This window comes from Pseudomonas sp. RC10-4-2 (assembly GCF_050433085.1).
Taxonomy (GTDB): domain Bacteria; phylum Pseudomonadota; class Gammaproteobacteria; order Pseudomonadales; family Pseudomonadaceae; genus Pseudomonas; species Pseudomonas aeruginosa.
The window spans coordinates 429,725-450,884 of record NZ_JBNPXX010000001.1; the positions used below are offsets into that span (position 1 = coordinate 429,725).

At 67.1% G+C, this 21,160-nt stretch carries 22 protein-coding genes and 1 pseudogene; 13 read left to right on the plus strand and 10 right to left on the minus strand.

The window, feature by feature from the left end:
- Positions 1–59: 59 nt before the first annotated feature.
- The 9 genes from FHW81_RS02065 to FHW81_RS02105 all read left to right on the plus strand — a co-directional run bounded on the left by FHW81_RS02065 (position 60) and on the right by FHW81_RS02105 (position 7,071).
- A complete protein-coding gene (locus tag FHW81_RS02065) occupies positions 60–1,085 on the plus strand; it encodes an amino acid ABC transporter substrate-binding protein (protein ID WP_003092927.1) in 1,026 nt (341 codons plus the stop codon).
- Positions 1,086–1,196: 111 nt separating this feature from the next.
- The gene (gene pcsA / locus FHW81_RS02070) at positions 1,197–1,913 is read left to right on the plus strand and encodes a phosphatidylcholine synthase (RefSeq protein ID WP_003105024.1); all 717 of its coding nucleotides are present in this window, start codon (positions 1,197–1,199) and stop codon (positions 1,911–1,913) included.
- Between the two features lie 70 nt (positions 1,914–1,983).
- A complete protein-coding gene (locus tag FHW81_RS02075; protein WP_033942018.1) occupies positions 1,984–2,466 on the plus strand; it encodes a nuclear transport factor 2 family protein in 483 nt (160 codons plus the stop codon).
- Between the two features lie 66 nt (positions 2,467–2,532).
- Positions 2,533–3,234 (plus strand): glutathione S-transferase C-terminal domain-containing protein, encoded by a 702-nt coding sequence (locus FHW81_RS02080; RefSeq protein WP_003092922.1) that lies wholly within the window; start codon positions 2,533–2,535, stop codon positions 3,232–3,234.
- Entirely contained in the window at positions 3,227–3,541 is a 315-nt protein-coding gene (locus tag FHW81_RS02085) for a GIY-YIG nuclease family protein (protein ID WP_003119275.1), read from the plus strand. The genes FHW81_RS02080 and FHW81_RS02085 overlap by 8 nt, the downstream gene beginning before the upstream one ends.
- Before the next feature lie 28 nt (positions 3,542–3,569).
- Positions 3,570–4,259 (plus strand): CatB-related O-acetyltransferase, encoded by a 690-nt coding sequence (locus FHW81_RS02090; RefSeq protein ID WP_003092917.1) that lies wholly within the window; start codon positions 3,570–3,572, stop codon positions 4,257–4,259.
- A 120-nt stretch (positions 4,260–4,379) separates the two neighbouring features.
- Positions 4,380–5,315, plus strand: a complete 936-nt coding sequence (locus FHW81_RS02095; protein ID WP_003092916.1) for a glutathione S-transferase family protein — start codon at positions 4,380–4,382, stop codon at positions 5,313–5,315.
- 3 nt (positions 5,316–5,318) lie between these two features.
- A complete protein-coding gene (locus FHW81_RS02100; protein ID WP_003143097.1) occupies positions 5,319–6,071 on the plus strand; it encodes a VIT1/CCC1 transporter family protein in 753 nt (250 codons plus the stop codon).
- An 88-nt stretch (positions 6,072–6,159) separates the two neighbouring features.
- Complete coding sequence (locus FHW81_RS02105) at positions 6,160–7,071, plus strand: hypothetical protein (protein WP_033942015.1); 912 nt, start codon at positions 6,160–6,162, stop codon at positions 7,069–7,071.
- A gap of 42 nt (positions 7,072–7,113) precedes the next feature.
- Here the strand turns inward: FHW81_RS02105 and yejK are convergent, their stop codons facing one another.
- The 3 genes from yejK to FHW81_RS02120 all read right to left on the minus strand — a co-directional run bounded on the left by yejK (position 7,114) and on the right by FHW81_RS02120 (position 10,110).
- Positions 7,114–8,118 carry a nucleoid-associated protein YejK gene (gene yejK / locus FHW81_RS02110; protein WP_003113787.1) on the minus strand — a complete coding sequence of 335 codons (1,005 nt, stop codon included), beginning with the start codon at positions 8,116–8,118 and terminating at the stop codon, positions 7,114–7,116.
- Positions 8,119–8,210: 92 nt separating this feature from the next.
- On the minus strand, positions 8,211–9,566 hold the full coding sequence (locus FHW81_RS02115; protein WP_003111143.1) for a TAXI family TRAP transporter solute-binding subunit: 1,356 nt from the start codon (positions 9,564–9,566) through the stop codon (positions 8,211–8,213).
- 73 nt (positions 9,567–9,639) lie between these two features.
- Positions 9,640–10,110: a hypothetical protein gene (locus FHW81_RS02120; RefSeq protein ID WP_003100569.1), complete on the minus strand. Its 471-nt coding sequence runs from the start codon at positions 10,108–10,110 to the stop codon at positions 9,640–9,642.
- Positions 10,111–10,213: 103 nt separating this feature from the next.
- On the opposite strand from FHW81_RS02120, the gene FHW81_RS02125 reads away from it, so the two are divergent.
- Complete coding sequence (locus FHW81_RS02125) at positions 10,214–10,756, plus strand: hydrolase (RefSeq protein WP_003100571.1); 543 nt, start codon at positions 10,214–10,216, stop codon at positions 10,754–10,756.
- On the opposite strand, the gene FHW81_RS02130 is transcribed toward FHW81_RS02125, so the two are convergent.
- Positions 10,746–11,642 carry a LysR substrate-binding domain-containing protein gene (locus FHW81_RS02130; RefSeq protein ID WP_034030091.1) on the minus strand — a complete coding sequence of 299 codons (897 nt, stop codon included), beginning with the start codon at positions 11,640–11,642 and terminating at the stop codon, positions 10,746–10,748. The genes FHW81_RS02125 and FHW81_RS02130 overlap by 11 nt on opposite strands.
- A 123-nt stretch (positions 11,643–11,765) precedes the next feature.
- Between FHW81_RS02130 and FHW81_RS02135 the strand changes: the two genes are divergently transcribed.
- Positions 11,766–12,377: a glutathione S-transferase gene (locus tag FHW81_RS02135; protein WP_003113789.1), complete on the plus strand. Its 612-nt coding sequence runs from the start codon at positions 11,766–11,768 to the stop codon at positions 12,375–12,377.
- A gap of 75 nt (positions 12,378–12,452) precedes the next feature.
- Positions 12,453–12,692: pseudogene (locus tag FHW81_RS02140) on the plus strand (DUF2165 family protein); the annotation flags it as partial.
- 290 nt (positions 12,693–12,982) lie between these two features.
- Here FHW81_RS02140 and FHW81_RS02145 read toward each other — a convergent pair.
- On the minus strand, positions 12,983–13,333 hold the full coding sequence (locus FHW81_RS02145) for a CesT family type III secretion system chaperone (protein ID WP_003111148.1): 351 nt from the start codon (positions 13,331–13,333) through the stop codon (positions 12,983–12,985).
- A 187-nt stretch (positions 13,334–13,520) separates the two neighbouring features.
- Here FHW81_RS02145 and exoS point away from each other — a divergent pair, with 187 nt between their 5' ends.
- Positions 13,521–14,882 (plus strand): T3SS effector bifunctional cytotoxin exoenzyme S, encoded by a 1,362-nt coding sequence (gene exoS / locus FHW81_RS02150; RefSeq protein WP_033942012.1) that lies wholly within the window; start codon positions 13,521–13,523, stop codon positions 14,880–14,882.
- 89 nt (positions 14,883–14,971) lie between these two features.
- On the opposite strand, the gene rlmF is transcribed toward exoS, so the two are convergent.
- From rlmF to FHW81_RS02175, 5 genes are all read right to left on the minus strand, one after another.
- Entirely contained in the window at positions 14,972–15,982 is a 1,011-nt protein-coding gene (gene rlmF / locus FHW81_RS02155) for a 23S rRNA (adenine(1618)-N(6))-methyltransferase RlmF (RefSeq protein WP_003092887.1), read from the minus strand.
- A 91-nt stretch (positions 15,983–16,073) separates the two neighbouring features.
- Complete coding sequence (locus FHW81_RS02160; protein ID WP_003100585.1) at positions 16,074–17,906, minus strand: SLC13 family permease; 1,833 nt, start codon at positions 17,904–17,906, stop codon at positions 16,074–16,076.
- Between the two features lie 118 nt (positions 17,907–18,024).
- Positions 18,025–18,819 (minus strand): ABC transporter ATP-binding protein, encoded by a 795-nt coding sequence (locus FHW81_RS02165; RefSeq protein WP_003092883.1) that lies wholly within the window; start codon positions 18,817–18,819, stop codon positions 18,025–18,027.
- A 2-nt stretch (positions 18,820–18,821) separates the two neighbouring features.
- Complete coding sequence (locus FHW81_RS02170; protein ID WP_003092881.1) at positions 18,822–19,712, minus strand: ABC transporter permease; 891 nt, start codon at positions 19,710–19,712, stop codon at positions 18,822–18,824.
- An 83-nt stretch (positions 19,713–19,795) separates the two neighbouring features.
- Positions 19,796–20,773 (minus strand): ABC transporter substrate-binding protein, encoded by a 978-nt coding sequence (locus FHW81_RS02175; RefSeq protein ID WP_003092876.1) that lies wholly within the window; start codon positions 20,771–20,773, stop codon positions 19,796–19,798.
- Positions 20,774–21,160 lie beyond the last annotated feature (387 nt).

Genomic DNA, 21,160 nt, shown 5'->3' on the forward strand with positions numbered 1-21,160 from the left:
GAAGCGACCGGCGCGGGGCCGGCGGTTCACCCAGGGGCGGCGAAGGGAGTGGCGAACAGATGACAATAATGAAAGGTACCTGGCTGCTGCTGGCCGCCGTTTGCCTCGGCGCCAGCGCCACGGCCGAGGCCGGTGCGACGCTGGATGCGGTGAAGCGCAAGGGCTACGTGCAGTGCGGCGTCAGCGACGGCCTGCCGGGGTTCTCCTACGCCGACGCCAAGGGCCGTTTCAAGGGGCTCGACGTCGACATCTGCCGGGCGCTGGCCGCCGCGCTGTTCGGCGATGCCGAGAAGGTGCGCTTCACCCCGCTGTCCGCCACCGAGCGGTTTTCGGCGTTGCAGTCCGGCACGGTCGACCTGCTGTCGCGCAACACCTCATGGACCAGCTCGCGGGATACCGCGCTGGGCATCCACTTCACCGGCGTCACCTATTTCGACGGCCAGGGCTTCTTGGTCAATCGCAAGCTCGGCGTGTCCAGCGCCCGCGAACTGAAGGACGCGACGGTGTGCATCCAGTCCGGCACCACCAACGAGCTGAACGTGGCGGACTACTTCCGGGCCCACGGCATCCGCTACAAGGCGGTGCTCGACGACAGCTACGAGAAGAGCGCCCGTGCCCTGGAGGCGGGGCAGTGCGACGTGCTCAGCTCCGACCAGTCGCAGCTCTACGCCCAGCGCCTGAAGCTGGCCAAGCCGGACCAGTACGTGGTGCTGCCGGAAGTGATCTCCAAGGAGCCGCTCGGCCCGGCCGTGCGGCAGGGCGACGAAGCCTGGTTCAACATCGTCCGCTGGACCCTGTACGGCCTGCTCAACGCGGAGGAGCTGGGGGTCACCTCGAGCAACGTCGAGCGCCAGGCCAGGGACAGCCGCAACCCGGACGTCGCCCGCCTGCTCGGCAGCGAGGGCGACGCTGGCAAGGACTTGCAACTGCCGCGCGACTGGGTGGTGCAGATGGTGCGCCAGGTCGGCAACTATGGCGAGATCTTCGCCCGCAACGTCGGCGACGGCAGCCCGCTGAAGATGCCGCGCGGCCTCAACGCGCAATGGAATCTCGGCGGCCTGCACTATGCGCCGCCGATTCGCTGACCGGCGGGGCTGGCTGAACTCTCGCCAGCACCGACAATCCGATAACAGACAGACGCACCGGTGCCGGTGCACTATAGAGCGACGCGTCATGCCGAACACCGAACAAGAGAAATGCCCGTGAACCTATCGATGACTCCCATCAACAAAGCCAAGGCCTGGGGCGTCCACGCCGTCACCGCCAGTGGCGTGATCCTGGCCTTGCTGGCCCTGCTCGCGCTGGTCGACAACAAACCCCAGGCCTGCCTGCTCTGGCTCGGCCTGGCCCTGCTGGTGGACGGCCTCGACGGCACCCTGGCGCGCAAGTACGAAGTCAAGGAAATGCTGCCGCATTTCGACGGCTCGGTGCTCGACCTGGTGATCGACTACCTGACCTACGTGTTCATCCCGGCCATCTTCATCTACCGCTACATCCCCCTGCCGGAGCATTTCGAGCTGCTGGCGGTGGGCGTGATCCTGGTTTCATCGCTGTTCTGCTTCTGCAACGTCAACATGAAGAGCACCGATAACTACTTCGTCGGCTTCCCGGCCGCCTGGAACGTGGTGGCGGTGTACTTCTACGTGCTCGACCTGCACCCCTGGGTCAACCTCGCCACGGTGCTGGTGCTGGCTGCCCTGACCCTGACCCGGATGAAGTTCCTCCACCCGTTCCGCGTGCGCCAGTTCATGCCGCTGAACATCGCCGTGACTTTCGTCTGGCTGATCAGCAGCGGTCTGCTGATCGTCCAGCAGCCGGCCGACCTGCCGATCCTGCTCGGCCTGTGGTTCGCCGCCTCGGCCTATTTCGTCGGTATCTGCCTCTGGCGCAGCGCCCGCGAGTGGTTCGGCTGAAACGACCCGGCACGACGGCGTTCCCGCCTGGGGACGCCTGGCAAGTCCCTATCATCGCAAGGAACCCCGCATGGCCCACCCCAACTCCGAACTGATCGAGCGCTTCTACCAGGCCTTCCAGCGCCTCGACGGCGAGGCCATGGCGGCCTGCTACGCTCCCCAGGCGACCTTCCACGACCCGGCCTTCGGCGAACTGCGCGGGCGCGAGGTGGGCGACATGTGGCGCCTGCTGACCAGCCGGGCGCGGGACTTCCGCCTGGACTACGCGAACGTCCGCGCCGACGAGAACGAGGGGCGTGCGCAATGGGTGGCCCACTACCTGTTCACCCAGACCGGGCGCAGGGTGGAGAATCGCATCGAGGCCCGTTTCCGCTTCGCCGGCGGTTTGATCGTCGAGCATCGCGACCAGTTCGACCTGTGGCGCTGGAGCCGCCAGGCGCTTGGCGCCAAGGGCCTGCTGCTGGGCTGGGCGCCGCCGGTGCAGCGGGCGATCCGCGGGCAGGCGCGCAAGGGCCTGGCCGCCTACCAGGCTGCCCATCCGGCGGCCGGCTGAGGCTGTCGGTGGCCGAAGCGCGGATAATCTCCTAAGCTCGCCGCGGACAACCCGCAGGACGCCGCGATGATCACGCTCTTCCAGTTCCCCGCCGCATTCAACGTACCCAATGCCAGTCCCTACTGCCTGAAACTGGAAACCTGGTTGCGCCTGGCCGGCCTGGAGTATCAGGTGAAGGTCGTCAGCGACCCGCGCAAGGCGCCCAAGGGCAAGCTGCCCTACGTGCGTATCGAGGGCGAGGCGATCGGTGACAGCGAGATCGTCATCCGTACCCTCGGCGAGCGCTACGGGGTCACTCTCGACGCCGGCCTGGATGCCCGGGGCAAGGGCTGGGCACGGGCGATCACGCGCCTGTGCGACGAACACCTGTACTACCTGATGCTGTATTTCCGCTGGTTCGACGAGGACAGCTGGCGCGTGCTCAAGCCGGTGTTCTTCGGCTCGCTGCCATTCGGCGTGCGCGACGCGGTGGCCTGGGCCATGCGCCGCAAGGTCCGCGCTACCCTCAGGGCGCAGGGACTCGGGGTCCACGGCAGGGACGAACTGCTGGCCTTCGCCCGCGACGACCTCGATGCCCTCGACGGCCTGCTTGGCCAGGTCCCGTACTACGGCGGCGAACATCCGTGCAGCGCCGATGCCGCCGCTTACGGTATCCTCGCCAACCTCATCGAGGCGACCCTGGATACCCCACTCAGCCATGTGGCGCGAGGCTATCCGCGCCTGGTGGCGTATTGCGAGCGGATGCGGGAGCGGGTCTGGAGTGAGTGAGGCGACGGCCGCCACGGCGGCGATCGGGAAGTGTTGGTCGGTCTACCTGGTGAGGGCGGAAAACGGCGCGTTGTACTGCGGCATCAGCGACGATCCGCTGCGCCGCTTCGACACTCATTGCAGCGGCAAGGGCGCGCGCTTCTTCCATTCCAGCCCCGCCCGCGCGCTGGTCTACGTCGAGGCCTGCGCCAGCAAGGGCGACGCCCTGCGCCGCGAGCGGGCGATCAAGGCCCTGAGCAAGCGCGCCAAGGAGCGCCTGTTGGTCGGCGTACCGGTGTTGCGCGAGGTCGGCGAGCCGGCAATCTAGGACGTTCATCTGCGGTCATGGGGTATTCGTGGGTTACCTGAAGAATCATTGGTGGAAACGCTGGATCCGCCGCCGCGGCTGCAAGCTGGCCGGCGGCCCGGCCAGTGTCGGCAAGCGCACCACGCTGGTGCTCGAGGAGCAGGTCGAACTCGGCCACCTGCGCATCGTCCCGCCGAGGCTGGAGATCGGCGCCTACAGCTATGTGCGCAGCGGCACCGACCTGTCCCTGGTGGCGTCCATCGGGCGTTTCTGCTCGATCGGCTCGGACTGCTTCATCGGCCAGGAAAAACACACCCATCCCAGCGACTGGGTGAGCAGCCACCCCTTCCAGCACACCGGCACCGCGCTGCGCTACGAGCCGGCGCTGAGCTACGCGGAAATCGGCCACGACGTCTGGATCGGGCACAGCGCGATGGTGATGGAAGGGGTCAAGGTCGGGACTGGGGCGATCATCGCCACGCGCGCCGTGGTCACTCGCGACGTGCCGCCCTATGCCATCGTCGCCGGGACTCCGGCGCAGGTGATCCGCTACCGGCATCCGCCAGAGATCATCGAGGGCCTGCTCGCCTCACGCTGGTGGGAGCTGGATAGCGCCTTCCTCACCGGCCTGCCGCTGGACCGACCCCGGGAGTTCCTCGCCGCCCTGGAGGCGCGCGAGGCGCCGCGTGCGGCGTACCGGCGGATGACCATCACCCGCCAGGGGTGCCGGCTGGATTGAGCGCGCCCATCGCCAGGCCCATCGGGCCAGGCGATGGGGCGCCCTTCATGTCCCGGATTGTCATAGGCGTGTTTTCCCAGCCGCGCTAAGCTGGTGCCTCACATCCGCCCGGAGGCGCCCATGTCAGAGCTGATCCTGCATCACTATCCCACTTCGCCCTTCGCCGAGAAGGCGCGCCTGCTGCTCGGTTTCAAGCAACTGTCCTGGCGTTCGGTGATGATTCCGCCGGTGATGCCCAAGCCGGACCTGGTGGCGCTGACCGGCGGCTATCGGAAGACCCCGGTGTTGCAGGTCGGCGCCGATGTGTATTGCGATACCGCGTTGATCGCCCGTCGCCTGGAGCAGGAAAAGGCGGTTCCGGCGCTGTTTCCCGAAGGCCAGGAGATGGTCGCCGCGAGCTTCGCCCAGTGGGCCGACGCGGTGCTGTTCCAGCACGCGGTAAGCCTGGCGTTCGCCCCGGAGTCCATCGCCGTGCGTTTCGGCAAGCTGCCGCCGGAATTCCTCAAGGCCTTCATGGCCGATCGCAGCCAGCTATTCAGCGGCGGCAGCGCCGGCCGCCTGCCGCTGGAACAGGCGCGCCACCAGTGGCCGGCATTCATGGCGCGACTGGAGCGCCAGTTGTCGCGCGAGGACGGCGATTTCCTGTTCGGCGAAGCGTCCGTCGCCGACTTCGCCGTGGCGCACTGCCTGTGGTTCCTCAAGGGCACGCCGGTCACCGCGCCGCTGGTCGACGATTACCCGCAGGTGCAGGCCTGGTTGGGACGGGTGCTCGGCTTCGGCCATGGCGCGCCAGCCGAGATGAGTGCGGAGGAAGCCCTGGAGGTGGCTCGCGGCAGCCAGCCTGCGGCATTGCCGGACGAATCCTTCAGCGACCCCAACGGTTTCCTGCCCGGCCAGGCGGTCGCCATCGCCGCCACCGACTACGGTGTCGACGCGGTACAGGGCGAACTGCTCTTCGCCGGCAGCGAGGAACTCATCCTGCGCCGCGAAGACCCGCGGGCGGGTACCGTGCATGTGCATTTCCCGCGCCTGGGCTTTCGCATCGAGGCGCGTTGAGGCATGCCGGCGGAGACCCCGCCGCTGCGGCCGGACGCCGATCCGCCGCAGTGCGCGTTGCCCGAGGCGAGGCCGGACCGCGACGCCGGCACCAAGCTGCGCGCCGCGGTGCTCGGTGCCAACGATGGCCTGGTGTCGAACCTGTGCCTGGTGATGGGCGTGGCGGGTGCGAGCATGGCGCATTCGTCCATCGTCCTCACCGGGATGGCCGGACTGGTGTCCGGGGCCTGTTCGATGGCCCTCGGCGAGTGGCTGTCGGTGACCAACGCCCGCGAGATGGCGAGCAAGCGCATCGCCGAGGAAGAACGCCTGCTCAGGCTCTGCCCGAACACCGAGACCCAGGAACTGATCGATATCTTCACCGCCAAGGGGCTGAGCGAGGTGTCCGCCCGGCGCGTGGCCCTGCAACTGATGAACGACGGTCGTGGCGCGCTGGACACCTTGTCCCGCGAGGCCCTCGGCATCGATCCGACGGAGTTGGGCGGCAACCCGTGGAACGCGGCGGGCACGTCGTTCCTGCTGTTTTCCCTTGGCGCCCTGGTGCCGGTGGCGCCGTTCCTGTTCCTCGACGGTGCCGCGGCGCTGGTCGCAAGCCTGCTGTTCAGCCTGCTTGCGCTGCTGTTCAGCGGCGCGGTCACCGCCCGTTTCACCGGGCGGCCGCTGGCGTTCTCGGCGTTGCGCCAGGTGCTGGTCGGTACCCTTGCCGCGGCCTTCACCTATGGGTTGGGCACCGCGCTCGGCGTGGGCCTGGGCTGAAAGTCCTTCGCCTGCGGGGGACTCCGTTTTACACTGCGACACCCGGCCGGCGTGGCCGGGAACAGGAAAAACCGACCAGGGAGTGGCCATGAACGCCTACGACATCGAAATCGTCAACGACGCCGCGCACGCCGGCGAAGCCAACCACGGCTGGTGCTTCGGCCTGCCGCCGGGCATCCGTCCGGAGCAGTGGCCGCTGGATCCGGACACCGGCTATCCGCTGATGCACGGCTTCACCCTGCTGCTGCCGGAGGACTACCGGGTGCATGGCCCGGAGATCGTCGCGCTGAGCTTCTTCTCCCTCGCCCCGGACCAGAACGACGGTGGACCGACCAGCGTCGACGGCATTCGCGAGATGCTCATCGATCCGCCCGTGCAACCGCCGGCCGAAGCGGAACTGCGGCCGTTCTGGGAGGCCGGGCGCAATAGCCATCCGCGTTTGCACCGGATGGAGGACATCCTCGGCGGTGCCTATGCGTTGATCCTGCTCGACGCCGCTGAATTCAGCGGCGCGCCCTGCCAGCCGCCGGCGCTGCCGGCGGGCAACCCGCTGTTGGCGCAGACCGAGCCGCCGCAGTGGCTGGAGGCTGGTTCGGCGGCCAGCTTCGTGCCGGACTGGGCGGAGGACGACTACTACCTGCTGCGCGCCCTCGGTGGCCGCCCGGCGGCCGGCCACCAGCAGCGCTACTCCCTGCGCTGGACGGCGCGGGCGCAAGACCCCAACGCCGGGGTGGTGCCCAGCGAATACGGCGACGGCGGCTACCAGCTGCCGCACTACTGGCTGGACGGCAAGATCGAGCGCGACAACTACCGCGAGCATCCCTGGGTGGAAGGGCACCTGCCGAACCATATCGGCGGCACCATGCGTCCGGTGCAGGGCGTGCCGGAGATGAGTCCCTTCTACGTAGAGTTCGAGGAATACCTGGGCGGCTACAACTTCGGCGGCGGCAACGCCCAGCTCGATTTCCGCGACATGCGCTTCGACTGGGCCTGCGGCTGAGGAGGGAAAGGGAGCGCCGGCGGCGCTCCGGGGCGGCGCGGGTCAGTCCTTGCGCCGCTTGAGCTGGTCCTTCAACTGGGTCGGCAACTGACGGATGATCAGCATGTCGCGCTCTTCGTCGTATTCCACCTTGGAGCCCAGCAGGTGCGCCTCGAAGCTGATCGACAGGCCTTCGGCGCGGCCGGTGAAGCGGCGGAACTGGTTGAGGGTGCGCTTGTCCGCCGGGATTTCCGGCGACAGGCCGTAGTCCTTGTTACGGATGTAGTCGTAGAACGCCCGCGGTTGCTGGTCGTCCATCAGTTCCGAAAGCGCGTCGAGGGTCATCGGCTCGCCGATGCGCGCCTGGGAGGTGGCGTAGTCGACCAGCGTCTCGGTCTTCTCGCGGGCCTGTTCCTCGGCCATGTCCTCGCTTTCCACGAAATCGCTGAAGGCTTTCAGCAGGGTGCGCGTCTCGCTCGGCGAATCCACCCCTTCCTGGCAGCCGATGAAGTCGCGGAAATAGTCGGAGACCTTCTTCCCGCCCTTGCCCTTGATGAACGAGATGTACTGCTTCGACTGCTTGTTGTTGCGCCATTCGGAGATATTGATCCGCGCGGCCAGGTGCAACTGGCCGAGGTCCAGGTGGCGCGACGGGGTGACCTCCAGCGACTCGTTCACCGCCACGCCTTCGCTGTGGTGCAGCAGGGCGATCGCCAGGTAGTCGGTCATGCCTTGCTGGTAGTGGGCGAACAGGATGTGGCCGCCGGTGGAGAGATTGGACTCCTCCATCAGCTTCTGCAGGTGCTCGACCGCTTCGCGGCTGAAGCCGACGAAGTCGCGATCGCCCTCCAGGTACTCACCGAGCCAGCCGCTGAACGGGTAGGCCCCGGACTCGCCCTGGAAGAAGCCCCAGGCCTTGTTCTTGGCGTTGTAGCTTTCGTTGAGGTCGGCCAGCAGGTTCTCGATGGCCTGGGAGTCGCCCAGCTCGGCGTCGCGCGCGTGGAGCACGGCCGGGGTGCCGTCGGGCTTCTTCTCGATCAGGTGGACGATGGCGTGATGGATCGGCATGTCAGGTTCGACCTTTCAGGTAATCGGCGGCGCCGCGCAGGTTTCCGCGACGCTGCGGGACACGCCGCTGGCGCGCCCGCGGATCGGCCAGTTTACCCGAGGTTGCCGGCTTCTGCCTGCGTCGCCTGGCGTTCCTGCAGACCGTGCAGGCGCTTGATCACGAAGTTCAGGTGCAGGTGCAGCTCGTACAGCTCGTGGTAGTAGGAGAGCGGCACCTCCACGGTGTTCAGCTCGCTCTCCAGTTTCTCCAGCCGCTCGATCTCGCTTCTCAGTTGCTCGGCGTCGGTACCGCTGTCGAGCTTGCGGTCGATGTCGCGGATGTAGCGGTACCAGCGGTAGATGCGCGCGCGGATGCGCCAGCGATACAGCGGGCCGATGGACTTCATCAGCGGGATGAGGATGGCGATGAACGGGATCAGCAGGATGATGTAGCGGTCCGCCAGGGAGGCGATGCGAAACGGCAGGTAGCGCTGCAGCAGCGGCAGGCCGCTCTTGTAGTAGCGCTCGGCGTCCTCGTGCAGGCGCAGGGTGCGCGGCTCGGCGCTGGGGAAGGCGCCGGGCTTGTCGAGCAGGCTGCCGTCCTTCATCACCTCGCGCGCGGCTTCCAGCACCAGCGGGATCAGCGCCGGGTGGAAGCGTTCGTTGATCACCAGGGTGGCCACCGGCGACAGGGTGCTGATGTTTCGTTCCGGCACGTTGCGCGGCAGGTTGAGCAGGCCTTCGCCGACCTCGACCCGCTTGAGGAACGGCAGGCGCGCCTCGTAGGCGGCGCTGCGGCGGAAGTTGACCAGGCGAAGCTGGTCGTTGTCGGCCAATTTCTGGATCGCCGGGTTCTCCGCCGGGCCGACGATGAACGCCGCGTCCAGCTTGCCGGCCAGCAGGTCGTCGACCACCGCGTTGCCGCCGCGGGCTTCCCAGGTGATCGGATAGTGTCCCGGGGCGATGTCGTTGGCCTGCAGGATCGCCTCGGTGGCGGCGCGGGTGCCGCTGCCGTCGCTGCCGATGGCCAGGCGCAGGTGCAGCAGGTCGCTGAGCTGGTCGATGTGCACGTTGCTGCGGTGGAACAGCCAGAGCGGTTCCTGGTAGACCGCGCCGAGGGTCTGCAACTGGCGCGCCTGCCCGGCTTCGAGCTGGCGCTCCTGGCCGCTCTGGACCAGGGCGATGTCGACCTCGCCGGTGCCGAGCAGGCGCTCCAGGTTGTCGCGCGAGCCGGCGCTGGGCACCAGCTTCAGTTCGAAGCCCTGCTCCTTGAGCTTTTCCCGGAGCTTGCCGGCGAACACGGCGTAGCCGCCGCCCTCGGCGCCGGTGGCCATGGTCGCGCTCATCGGCGGCGGTGGGGCGACGAAATAGAACACCGCGGCGACCAGGGCGGCGATCACCGGGATCAGCCAGAGGTTGGCGCGGATCAGGATGGCGAGGTCCTTGAGCAGGTGCTTGATGCGATTCATGAGCGGTCCTTGTGCTGCTCTCCAGAAGGGTATGACGGATGCGGGCGGGCGCACTCCTCAGCGTAGCCGAGGGTCACCGGCGGTCCGTGCGGAACTGCCGGCAGAGCACCCGGTGGCGATGCCGGAAGATGCGGGTGAGGAACCAGCGTACCAGTCCGGCGGCGAATAGCGGGCGCACGGTCAACTGGTCGACCAGCAGGCATTCCCCGGCCTCGCCCGGTGTCGGCAGGATGCGTCGCTCGTGGCGCCAGAGGCGCATGCCGGTCATCGGCGACTGTTCGATGAAGCCGTGGCCGGGCGTCAGCTCCAGCAGGGTCAGTTGCGAAGTGCCCAGCGGCAGCAAGCCGAACAGGCGCATGTGGCTGCGGAACAGCGGGCGCCGGGGCACTACCTCCAGGTCTTCGAGGCTGCGGATACCGGGCGGTACGCTCATGCTCAGCAACGGGCGTATCTCGCGGAGTATCCCGTCCACCGAGGTGATCCACCGCCAGAGCTGTTCGGGGCTGGCCTGCAGGCGCGATTCGAAATGCAGGCTGATATTCATCGCAGGCTCCTGCTAGGGTTGTGGGAGGACGCGCTGTCCATGGCGCCCGTGCCGTGCAAGCCTAAGCCAGACGAACCGAGACGTCGAACCGAAGGAGGACGCCATGCTGATCCGCGCCGCAACCTCGACCCTGCTGGTGGTCGATATCCAGGAACGCCTGCTGCCGGCCATCGACGACGGTCCGGCGCTGGTCGAGTACAGCCAGTGGTTGTTGCGCGTGGCCCGCGCACTGGACGTGCCGGTGCTGGCCAGCGAGCAGTACAGCAAGGGCCTGGGGCCGACGGTGGCGGCCCTGCGCGATGAGCTGGAGCCCACGCAGATCCTCGAGAAGCTGGACTTCTCGGCCGCCGCCGACGGCGCCCTGCTGCGCGCGCCCGGCGGCGACCGCCGGCAGTTCGTGGTTTGCGGCAGCGAGGCGCACGTCTGCGTGCTGCAGACCGTGCTCGACCTGCTTGGCCGTGGTCGCGAAGTGTTCGTCGTGGAGGAGGCGATCGGCTCGCGGCGGCCGAGCGACAAGGCGCTGGCCGTGGAGCGGATGCGCCAGGCCGGGGCGATGATCGTGTCGCGGGAGATGGTCGCCTTCGAATGGATGGAACGCGCCGGCAGCGACCGCTTCCGCGAGATCAGCCGCAACTTCATTCGCTGAGCGGCGGTTGCTCGGCCTGGTAGCGCCGGGCCTCCTCGCGCAGCCAGTCGGCGAAGGCCTGGTGGCGGTCGCTCGGCGGCTCGCGCTGCGGCCAGACCAGCCAGTAGGGATAGGGGTAGGGCACGCGGATGTCGCCCAGTTGCACCAGGCGGCCCTCGGCGAGGGCGCCGGCGACCAGGCTGCGACGCTCCAGGGCGATGCCCTGGCCCAGGCGCACGGCTTCCAGCAGCAGGTTCGAGTCATTGATCAGCAGTCCGTGCTGCGGTTCCGCCACGCCGGCGCGCTGGCACCAGAGCGCCCAGGATTCGGTGGAGCGCAGTGTAGGGCAGGCGACGATCTCGCTCGGCGTGCGCGGCAGGCGGCCGCCGTTGAAGTCGGGCGCGGCGACCATCAGCAACTCGTCGTCGAACAGGCGTTCCCGACCGATCCCTTCCCAGTCGCCCTTGCCGATGCGTACGCCGAGGTCGGCCAGGCCCTGGCGCAGGTTCTGCACGTCAAGACTGGCCACCAGCCGCACGCGACAGTGCGGATGGCGCTCGCGAAAGCGCGGCAGGCGCGGCAGCAGCCAGTTCAGGCCGAAGGACGGCATCACCGTGACCACCAGCTCACCCTCCCGTGGACGCGCCCGCACCACCCGCGTGGCGTCGGCGATCTCGCCCAGAGAGGCGCGTACCTGCAGGGCGTAGAACCGGCCGTTCTCGCTCAGGCGCAGGCCGCGCCCCTCGCGGACGAACAGGGCCAGGCCGAGGAGGTTTTCCAGTAGCTTGATCTGCTGGCTGATCGCTGAGTGGGTGACGTGCAGCTCGCTGGCGGCCTGGCTGATGCTGCCGAGCCGGGCGACCGCTTCGAAGCTGCGCAGGGCGGTGAGGGGAGGGAGGTCGCTCATGTAAGTTTTTCTAAAGGATTCGCTGAATTTATCTCGATATTTTTCGCGTTGTGCAACGACTAGAGTGATTTTCCCAGGCGTCGCCCTCTTAGCGGCGCTTAATCATCGACAAAGGATGCCGCGATGCAACTGATCGGTATGCTGGATTCGCCTTTTGTGCGCCGGGTCGCCATCGCCCTGCGCCTGCTGGACCTGCCCTACGAGCACCGGCCGCTGTCGGTGTTCCGCAATTTCCAGGCGTTCAGCCTGTTCAACCCGATGGTCAAGGCGCCCACGCTGGTGCTGGACGATGGCACCGTGCTGATGGACTCCAGCCTGATCCTCGATTACCTGGAGTGCCTGGCCGGCCGCGAACGCAGTCTGCTGCCGCAACGGCCGCAGGCCCGTGCACGGGCGTTGAGTCTGATCGGCGCGGCGCTGGTGGCCTGCGAGAAATCCGTGCAGATCTACTACGAACTGAACCTGCGTCCCGAGGAACGCCGCCACGGCCCCTGGCTGGAGCGGGTGGAGGGGCAGTTGCTGGCGGCCTACGACTGGCTGGAGGCAGCGCTGCGCCAGGAGCCGCTGGCACGCGACGGTGGCATCGAGCTGGTCGGGGTGACCGTCGCGGTGGCCTGGCGCTTCAGCCAACTGGTGGTCGCGGAGCGGGTCGCCGCCAGCGAATACCCGGAACTGGCAAGCTATTCGGATTATGCGGAGGGGTTGCCGGTGTTCCTCGAGACGCCGCCGGTCTGAGCCCGCGAGGCGCCAGGCTGGCGCCCCTCGAACGGCTCGATTCCGCCTGCGCCCGGCCTCGGTTCGCTGTAGGTCGCTGCCGTCGTCACGGCCCGGACCGGTTGTTGCGAACTGCTGTTCGGCGCCGGCCTGGAGACGGCCTGGCCCTGGCTCAGCCTGGTCCTGAGCGCGGCCCTCGGCTTGCTCTTCGGCATGCTGCTGGGCGGGCTCTGGTTCGGCTACTGGATCCGCCAGGAGGGATTGCAACTGACCCACCTGCTGCTGGTGGTCTGGGTGCTGGCGAACTTCTTCGTGCTCAACGTCCGCTGGAACTGATGGGGACTGCCGGTACGAGGAGCAGGACGCGAGGACGGCGACAGTGGAGCGAGCCGGACGCCCGTCGATAGCGCGAAGTCGCATCTCGCTCCTGCCACCCGATCCCTCGGCTCCCCTCTGTTCGCACGCGCTGCATGGGCTGACGCAGTTGGAACTGCCCCCGGGCAGTGGCAGCCGGCTGCCTCGAGGGCAGGTGCTCCGGCTGGCTCGGCATGGTCACTGGAGTTCAGCCCCGGGGTTCTTCGAGGAAAGCAGAACCTGCGGCATCGGCTCCTTTCGCCCGACTGGGCTCAGCGTAGCTCTTCGGCGGCGGCGACCAGTTGTTCGAGTTGATGGTGGATCTGGGCCCTGTCCAGCAACTGCAAGGGCTGGCGGTTCCAGAGCAGCCGTTCGCCGCTTTCGGGGTCGCGGCCCAGGATCGGCTTGCAAGGGTCCTGGCTGAACAGGTTCTGCTCGCTGGCCGTAGCGTCTCCTTGTCCTTCCAGGCGGGTGAACATCAACAGGTGATCGGTCGGATGTTCTGCCAGATGGCAGAGATGCGGGCCCACCTGCAGGCTGAGTACGCTCTCCTCGTCATTGGGCGTCGGGAGATCGAGAGCGAGAAAAAGCTGGTGGATGGCGGCGCGGTAGAGTGGATTCATGGCGTGTTCCGAGTCACTGGAGGCGGCCATTAGAGCAGTGCCAGCCCGGAGAGACTGTTAATCGTGGTTCTCTTTTTTTAGGTTTTGCCGCTGCCGATTCCAGTGAAAAAACGGCGGCCAATCCTGATAGGCGATGGGGTTTCCCGTTCCTAGACTGGCGGAGAAACATCAGGAGAAGGCAACCATCATGCATATTCAATCGCTTCAGCAGAGTCCGTCTTTCGCCGTCGAATTGCACCAGGCCGCCAGTGGGCGTTTGGGACAGATTGAGGCCCGCCAGGTCGCCACCCCCAGTGAAGCGCAGCAGTTGGCCCAGCGCCAGGACGCGCCGAAGGGGGAGGGGCTGCTCGCTCGCCTGGGTGCGGCACTCGTGCGTCCCTTCGTGGCGATCATGGACTGGCTGGGCAAGCTGTTGGGCTCCCACGCCCGCACCGGCCCGCAGCCCAGTCAGGACGCGCAGCCTGCGGTCATGTCCTCGGCCGTCGTGTTCAAGCAGATGGTGCTGCAGCAGGCATTGCCCATGACCTTGAAGGGACTCGACAAGGCGAGCGAGCTGGCGACCCTGACACCGGAAGGACTGGCCCGGGAGCACTCCCGCCTGGCCAGCGGAGATGGGGCGCTGCGTTCGCTGAGCACCGCCTTGGCCGGCATTCGTGCCGGCAGCCAGGTCGAGGAGTCCCGTATCCAGGCTGGCCGCCTGCTCGAACGGAGCATCGGCGGGATCGCGCTGCAGCAGTGGGGCACCACCGGCGGTGCCGCGAGTCAACTGGTGCTCGACGCAAGCCCGGAACTGCGGCGCGAAATCACCGACCAGTTGCATCAGGTAATGAGCGAGGTCGCACTGTTGCGCCAAGCGGTAGAGAGCGAGGTCAGCAGAGTATCGGCCGACAAGGCGCTGGCGGATGGCCTGGTGAAGCGGTTCGGGGCGGATGCGGAAAAGTACCTGGGCAGACAGTCTGGTGGCATCCACAGTGACGCCGAAGTGATGGCGCTTGGTCTCTACACCGGCATTCACTACGCGGACCTGAATCGCGCTCTGCGTCAGGGGCAGGAGCTGGATGCGGGACAAAAGCTGATCGACCAAGGTATGTCCGCGGCCTTCGAGAAGAGCGGACAGGCTGAACAGGTAGTGAAGACTTTCCGTGGCACCCGTGGCGGGGATGCCTTCAACGCCGTGGAAGAGGGCAAGGTTGGCCACGACGACGGCTATCTCTCCACCTCCCTGAACCCCGGTGTCGCGAGGAGCTTCGGGCAGGGCACGATATCCACCGTGTTCGGCAGGTCCGGAATCGATGTCAGCGGGATATCGAACTACAAGAATGAAAAAGAGATTCTCTATAACAAAGAGACCGACATGCGCGTGCTGCTGAGCGCCAGCGATGAGCAGGGAGTGACCCGCCGGGTCCTCGAAGAGGCGGCCCTGGGGGAGCAGAGTGGCCATAGCCAGGGACTGCTCGATGCTCTCGACCTGGCAAGCAAACCGGAACGTTCAGGCGAGGTCCAGGAACAGGATGTACGCCTGAGGATGCGTGGCCTCGATCTGGCCTGACCGGTCGTAAAAGAAAGACGTCACGAACGGACACCTTGGGGTGTCCGATTCTTGGCTCGGCAGCGGATCCGGGTGGAGAGGCGTGCTGGCTATTCGCCCAGTGGTTCCAGGAGGGCTGCTGTCCAACGCTCCTTGCGCCAGGCCCGGCGCTGCTTCTTGTCGAGGTAGGTCCAGGCGACGAAGCGGCTCTGCTTCTGTCCCTGGGCCATGTCCACCACGCGGATATCGCTGGCGCCCAACGTCTTCAGGCGCTCCTGGAGGTTCGGCAGGTTGCTCGCCTTGGATACCAGGGTGGTGAACCAGAACACCTGCGTGGCGAACGCCCGGCTTTCCTCGGCCATGCCGGCCAGGAAGGCCGCTTCGCCGCCCTCGCAGTACAGCTCGGCGCCCTGGCCGCCAAAGTTCAGTAGCGGCAGGGTACGGGTCGGGTCGAGCTTGCCGAGGTTCTTCCACTTGCGCCGGCTGCCGCGCGTGGCTTCGTCCAGCGAGGCGTGGAAGGGCGGGTTGCAGAGGGTCATGTCGAAGCGCTCATCGACGCCGATCAGGCCCTGGAATATCTGCCTGCGATCAGGCTGCCGGCGCAACTCGATGGCAGCGGCGAAGCGTGGGTTGGCGGCGAGGATCGCAGCGGCCGAGGCCAGCGATTGCGGGTCGATGTCGGCGCCGACGAAGCGCCAGCCGTATTCGTGGTGGCCGAGCAGCGGGTAGATGCAGTTGGCTCCGGTTCCGACGTCCAGCGCACGCAGGCCGGGACCGCGTGGAATCAGGCCATCGTGGCTGGCGCCGAGCAGGTCGGCCAGGTAGTGCAGGTAGTCGGCGCGACCGGGAATGGGCGGGCACAGGTAACCATCGGGTATATCCCACTCGCGTACGTCGTAGAACTGTTGCAGCAGCGCGCGGTTGAAGGCTTTCACCGCCGCCGGATCAGCGAAGTCGATGCTCTGCCTGCCGTACGGATTGAGGATGACGAAGCGCTCCAGTTCCGGGCTGCCGGCGATCAGGCGCGGAAAGTCGTAGCGTCCCAGGTGGCGATTGCGCGGGTGCAGCGGGCTGGCGCTCTTGCGCTCGGCGTCGGGATGCGGGCTGGTCGGGCGGGGCATGTTCTCGGTTTCCGTGACGGCGAGGCGGGCATTATTCACATCCGCCGGAGGCTGGCCAGTGTTTCTGCCGAGCGGCGCGCTCCTTGCCCGGTCACAATGGAAACAGCCACGGAATCACCAGCACGCAGACGAACATCACCAGCAGGGTAAATGGCACGCCGATCCGGACGAAGTCGCCGAAGCGGTATTGGCCAGGGCCCAGCACCAGGGTGTTCACCGGCGAGGAAATCGGCGTCATGAAGGCTGCCGAGGCCGCCACCGCCACCACCATGGCGAAGGGGTAGGGCGAGGCGCCGATCTGCTTGGCGGTGGCGATGGCGATCGGCGCCATCAGCACCGCGGTAGCGGTGTTGGAGATGAACAGGCCGATGGCCGCGGTGAGCAGGAACAGGCTGGCCAGCAGCACGCGCGGGCCGGCGTCGCCGAGGGCGTCGACCAGCAGCGAGACCACCAGGTCGATACCGCCGGTCTTCTGCAGGGCCAGGGCGAAGGGCAGCATGCCGACGATCAGGACCAGGCTTTGCCAATGGATGGCGCGGTAGGCGCCGTCCATGTCGATGCAACGGAACAGGCCCATCAACAGGCAGCCGACCAGTGCCGCGACCACGTTGGGCACCACCCCGCTGACCATCAGCGCCACCATCACGGCCAGGCTGAGCAGGGCGTGCGGCGCCTTGCTCAGGGCCGGCGCCACCTCGTCGATCTCCGCCGGCAGGCTGAGCACCAGGAAATCGCGGTTGCGTCCCTGCAACTGGCGGATCGCCTTCCAGGCGCCGATCACCAGCAGGGTATCGCCCAGGCGCAGCTTCTCTTCCAGCATGCCGTCGGTGAGCGCTTCGTGGTCGCGACGCAGGCCGACCACGTTGAGCCCGTACTGCGAACGGAAGCCCAGCTCCAGGACGCTCTTGCCGAGCAGGGTGGAGTCCGGCGGCAGAGTCACCTCGGCCATGCCGACCTCCCGCGACTGGTCGATGAAGTAGCTGGCGCGGAACGGCAGGCGCACCAGGTTCAGCTCGGCGCAGCGCCGGTCCATGTCCTCCGGAGGGGCGAAGACGTCCAGCAGCAACACGTCGCCCGCCTTCAGCTCGGTGCTGCCGCCGACCTTGACCACCTCGCTGTGGAACTTGCGTACCCGCTCCAGGCCGACCACGTTGGCGCCCAGGCGGGTGCGCAGTTGCAGTTCTTCCAGGGTGCTGCCGATCAACGGCGAGCCGAGCTGGACCTGCAGGCGCCGTTCGCGGCCGGCCAGGCGATAGTCGCGGATCAGGTCGCGCAGGGTCCGCCGTGCCTTCGGCGCGCCGACTTCCGCCGGGCTGGCGGCGTTCAGCCAGTTGCGCGTGAGCAGCATGTAGGCCACGCCGATGGCGAGCACCATGAGGCCTATCGGGGTGAAGGCGAAGAAGCCGAAGCCGGCATGACCCTCGCGCGCCAGCTCGCTGTTGACCACCATGTTCGGTGGCGTGGCGACCAGGGTCATCATGCCGCTGATCAGTCCGGCGAAGGCCAGCGGCATCATCAGCCGGCCCGGAGGGATCTTCAGCTTGGCGGCGATGCTCAGGACCACCGGGATGAAGATCGCCACCACCCCGGTGGAACTCATCACCGAGCCCAACCCGGCCACCGCCAGCATCAGCAGTACCAGCAGGCGCGCTTCGCTGCTGCCGGCGCGGGCGATCAGCCAGTCGCCGACCTGGTAGGCCACCCCGGTACGCACCAGGCCTTCGCCGATCACGAACAGCGCGGCGATCAGTATCACGCTGGGATCGCTGAAGCCGGCCAGGGCTTCGTTGAGGGTAAGGGTTCCGCTGACGCTGAAGGCCATGATCACCAGCAGGGCGATCACGTCCAGGCGCAGGCGGTTGTGGATGAAGAGGGCGACGGTGGTGGCGAGCAGGCCGACCACCCAGAGCAGTTCGAGGTTCATGCGGGCATCTGAGCGGGAGGATGCCTGCGAGTGTGGCAGACGGACGCGGATCGCGCCTTGATCTGCTGCAGGTCGACGGCGCCTCCCCGCTTCGCAGCGAAGAGGCGCCGCGGCCCTGTCAGCCGAGGAGGAGGGCGTCGTCGGCGAGCTTCTCGCCGCGCACCTTCTCGAACATCGCCAGCAGGTCCGGTACGTCGAGGCCCTTGCGTTGCTCGCCGGAGACGTCCAGCACCACCTGGCCCTGGTGCAGCATCACCGTGCGCTCGCCCACGTCCAGCGCCTGGCGCATGCTGTGGGTGACCATCATGGTGGTGAGTTTCTTCTCGGCGACGATCCGTGCGGTGAGATGCAGGACGAAGTCGGCGGTGCGCGGGTCGAGCGCCGCGGTGTGTTCGTCGAGCAACAGGATACGCGACGGCTGCAGCGCCGCCATCAGCAGGCTGACGGCCTGGCGCTGGCCGCCGGAGAGCAGGCCGATGCGGTCGCCGAGGCGGTTCTCCAGGCCGAGGCCGAGGGTCGCCAGGCTTTCCCGGAAACCGTCGCGCATCGATGCCTGCACCGCCCTGCCGAGGCCGCGACCGGCACCGCGACGCTGCGCCAGGGCCATGTTCTCCTCGATGGTGAGGTCCTCGCAGGTACCCGCCATGGGGTCCTGGAACACCCGCGCGACGCGGTTGGCGCGGGCCCAGACCGGCTTGCGGGTGACGTCTTCGTCGTCGATCAGGATCTGTCCGCTGTCGATCGGCAGGTCGCCGGAGACTGCGTTGAGGAAGGTCGACTTGCCGGCGCCGTTGGAGCCGATCACGGTGACGAACTGGCCGGCCGGGATGTCCAGCGACAGGCCGCGCAGGGCGCGGGTCTCGATGGGGGTGCCGGGGTTGAAGGTGATCTTCAGGTTCTTCGCGCTGAGCATGGTCAGGCTCCCTTCTTGCCGAGCAGGCGTTTCTTCATCATCGGAATCACCAGGGCGACGGTGACCAGCACCGCGGTGACCAGGTTCAGGTCCTGGGCCTGCAAGCCGATGAAATCGCTGTTCAGCGCCAGGGCGATGAAGAAGCGGTAGACGATGGCACCGAGGATCACCGCGAGGGTCGCCAGGATCAGCCGGCGCGAGGGCAGGATGCTCTCGCCGACGATCACCGCGGCCAGGCCGATGACGATGGTGCCGATACCCATGGAGATATCGGCGCCGCCCTGGGTCTGCGCGAACAGCGCGCCGGCCAACGCCACCAGCGCGTTGGAGATGGCCATGCCGAGCAGGATCATGCCGCCGGTGTTGACCCCCTGGGCACGGGCCATCCGCGGGTTGGAGCCGGTGGCGCGGATCGCCAGGCCTTTCTGGGTGGTGAAGAACCAGTCCAGCAGCAGCTTCGCGGCGATCACGATGAACACCAGCAGCAGCGGGCGGAACACGTAGTCGCTGAGCCATTCCGGCTGCAGCAGGGTGAACAATGTCGGCTCGGCGATCAGCGGTACGTTGGGCTTGCCCATGATGCGCAGGTTGATCGAGTAGAGCGCGATCATCATCAGGATGCTGGCGAGCAGGTCCATGATCTTCAGCTTGACGTTGAGCAGGCCGGTGGCCAGCCCGGCCAGTGCACCGGCGGCGGTGGCCGCCAGGGTCGCGCTGTACGGGTCCCAGCCAAGGGCGATGAGGGTCGCGCAGACCGCGCCGCCGAGCGGGAAGCTGCCGTCCACCGTGAGGTCGGGGAAGCGCAGCAGGCGGAAGGAGATGAACACGCCGAGTGCCACGAGGCTGAAGATCAGGCCGATCTCCAGGGCACCGAACAGGGAAAACAGAGACATGACTTCGTAACCGAGTGCGTGAAGGCAGGATTATCGTGCCGTCCGGCCACGGGCGGAACGCCCGCGGCCGGCGGCCGCTTTTTTTACTTGATGACTTCCGCGGCCGACTTGAGCAGTTCGTCGGACAGGGTCACGCCTTGCTTCTGCGCGGCCCCGGGATTGACGAACAGCTGCAGGTTGTCGCTGGTCTCCGGCTTGATCTCGCCCGGCTTCTCGCCCTTGAGGATGCGCACCACCATGCGGCCGGTCTGCTTGCCCATCTCCTTGTAGTTGATGCCGAGGGCGGCGATGGCGCCGCGCTTGACGCTGTCGGTGTCGGAGGCGATCAGCGGGATCTTCGCATCGTTGCCGACCTTGACCAGCGCCTCGTAGGCGGACACCACGTTGTTGTCGGTGTTGGTGTAGATCGCGTCGACCTTGCCGACCAGGCTGCGCGCCGCCGAGCTGACGTCCACCGAACGCGGTGCCGAGGCTTCGACCAGGCTCAGGCCCATCTTCGGCAGCAGTTCCTTCAGCTCCTTGACCACCACCACGGAGTTGGCTTCGCCCGGGTTGTAGACCATGCCGATGCGCTTGGCGCCCGGCACCACTTTCTTGATCAGCTCGATCTGCTTGTCCAGCGCGAGCATGTCGGAAACCCCGGTGACGTTGGTGCCGGAGGCTTCCCAGCTCGGCGTCAGGTGCGCGCCGACCGGGTCGGTGACGGTGCTGAAGACGATCGGGATGCTCTTGGTCGCGGCCACCAGCGCCTGGGCCGACGGAGTGGCGATGCCGACGATCACGTCGGGCTTGTCGCCGATGAACTTGCGGGCGATCTGCGCGGCGGTGCCGGTGTTGCCCTGGGCGCTCTGGTACTGCCACTTGAGGTTCTTGCCGTCTTCGTAGCCGGCCTCCTGGAGGGCCTCCTTGACCCCGTCGCGAGCGGCGTCCAGCGCCGGGTGCTCGACGATGGCGGTCACGGCCACCGACTTCTGCTCTTCGGCGTTGGCGCCGAAGGACAGGGCCATGCCAAGGGCCAGGGCACTGAGGGGCAACCATTTATTCTTATAGGCCTGCATCATGCGGCGATCTCCTGATTGTATTGGCGCGCTGTAGCGAATTGTTCTGATTGGGCGGTGCGGGTACAGCGTGGCCGAAACATCGCATTTTTCGCGCAAGTCGTCAGCAGGTTTGATGTTTTTTCTTGCGGCGGGATTACCGCTGGGGGGGCGGGCAAGGGGGAGTGCCTGCCCTTTGCGAAAATTCGATGAGGCCCCGCGTGGCCTCCGAACAGAAGGTCATCGGTTTCGAGCCCAACCAAAGATATGTGGCCAATTGATGGCCTTGTGGTAAACGTCTCCCGAGTTGCAAGGACGCGTACCGCACCGCCTGCCTGGGAGCGGTGCTTTGCGCCCGGTCTGCGTGCCTGCCATGGGGGCGGGCTCTGGGGGATGCATGGTGGGGCGTTG

What these genes read in the sequence shown, in the direction of transcription:
- exoS (WP_033942012.1), top strand. Translation starts at nt 13,521, where the DNA reads ATGCATATTCAATCGCTTCAGCAGAGTCCGTCTTTCGCCGTCGAATTG.
- FHW81_RS02095 (WP_003092916.1), top strand. Translation starts at nt 4,380, where the DNA reads ATGTCAGAGCTGATCCTGCATCACTATCCCACTTCGCCCTTCGCCGAG.
- FHW81_RS02145 (WP_003111148.1), bottom strand. Translation starts at nt 13,333, where the DNA reads ATGAATCCACTCTACCGCGCCGCCATCCACCAGCTTTTTCTCGCTCTC.
- FHW81_RS02115 (WP_003111143.1), bottom strand. Translation starts at nt 9,566, where the DNA reads ATGAATCGCATCAAGCACCTGCTCAAGGACCTCGCCATCCTGATCCGC.
- FHW81_RS02125 (WP_003100571.1), top strand. Translation starts at nt 10,214, where the DNA reads ATGCTGATCCGCGCCGCAACCTCGACCCTGCTGGTGGTCGATATCCAG.
- rlmF (WP_003092887.1), bottom strand. Translation starts at nt 15,982, where the DNA reads ATGCCCCGCCCGACCAGCCCGCATCCCGACGCCGAGCGCAAGAGCGCC.
- FHW81_RS02120 (WP_003100569.1), bottom strand. Translation starts at nt 10,110, where the DNA reads ATGAATATCAGCCTGCATTTCGAATCGCGCCTGCAGGCCAGCCCCGAA.
- FHW81_RS02075 (WP_033942018.1), top strand. Translation starts at nt 1,984, where the DNA reads ATGGCCCACCCCAACTCCGAACTGATCGAGCGCTTCTACCAGGCCTTC.
- yejK (WP_003113787.1), bottom strand. Translation starts at nt 8,118, where the DNA reads ATGCCGATCCATCACGCCATCGTCCACCTGATCGAGAAGAAGCCCGAC.
- pcsA (WP_003105024.1), top strand. Translation starts at nt 1,197, where the DNA reads ATGCCCGTGAACCTATCGATGACTCCCATCAACAAAGCCAAGGCCTGG.
- FHW81_RS02135 (WP_003113789.1), top strand. Translation starts at nt 11,766, where the DNA reads ATGCAACTGATCGGTATGCTGGATTCGCCTTTTGTGCGCCGGGTCGCC.
- FHW81_RS02170 (WP_003092881.1), bottom strand. Translation starts at nt 19,712, where the DNA reads ATGTCTCTGTTTTCCCTGTTCGGTGCCCTGGAGATCGGCCTGATCTTC.
- FHW81_RS02130 (WP_034030091.1), bottom strand. Translation starts at nt 11,642, where the DNA reads ATGAGCGACCTCCCTCCCCTCACCGCCCTGCGCAGCTTCGAAGCGGTC.
- FHW81_RS02080 (WP_003092922.1), top strand. Translation starts at nt 2,533, where the DNA reads ATGATCACGCTCTTCCAGTTCCCCGCCGCATTCAACGTACCCAATGCC.
- FHW81_RS02160 (WP_003100585.1), bottom strand. Translation starts at nt 17,906, where the DNA reads ATGAACCTCGAACTGCTCTGGGTGGTCGGCCTGCTCGCCACCACCGTC.
- FHW81_RS02105 (WP_033942015.1), top strand. Translation starts at nt 6,160, where the DNA reads ATGAACGCCTACGACATCGAAATCGTCAACGACGCCGCGCACGCCGGC.
- FHW81_RS02065 (WP_003092927.1), top strand. Translation starts at nt 60, where the DNA reads ATGACAATAATGAAAGGTACCTGGCTGCTGCTGGCCGCCGTTTGCCTC.
- FHW81_RS02100 (WP_003143097.1), top strand. Translation starts at nt 5,319, where the DNA reads ATGCCGGCGGAGACCCCGCCGCTGCGGCCGGACGCCGATCCGCCGCAG.
- FHW81_RS02175 (WP_003092876.1), bottom strand. Translation starts at nt 20,773, where the DNA reads ATGATGCAGGCCTATAAGAATAAATGGTTGCCCCTCAGTGCCCTGGCC.
- FHW81_RS02165 (WP_003092883.1), bottom strand. Translation starts at nt 18,819, where the DNA reads ATGCTCAGCGCGAAGAACCTGAAGATCACCTTCAACCCCGGCACCCCC.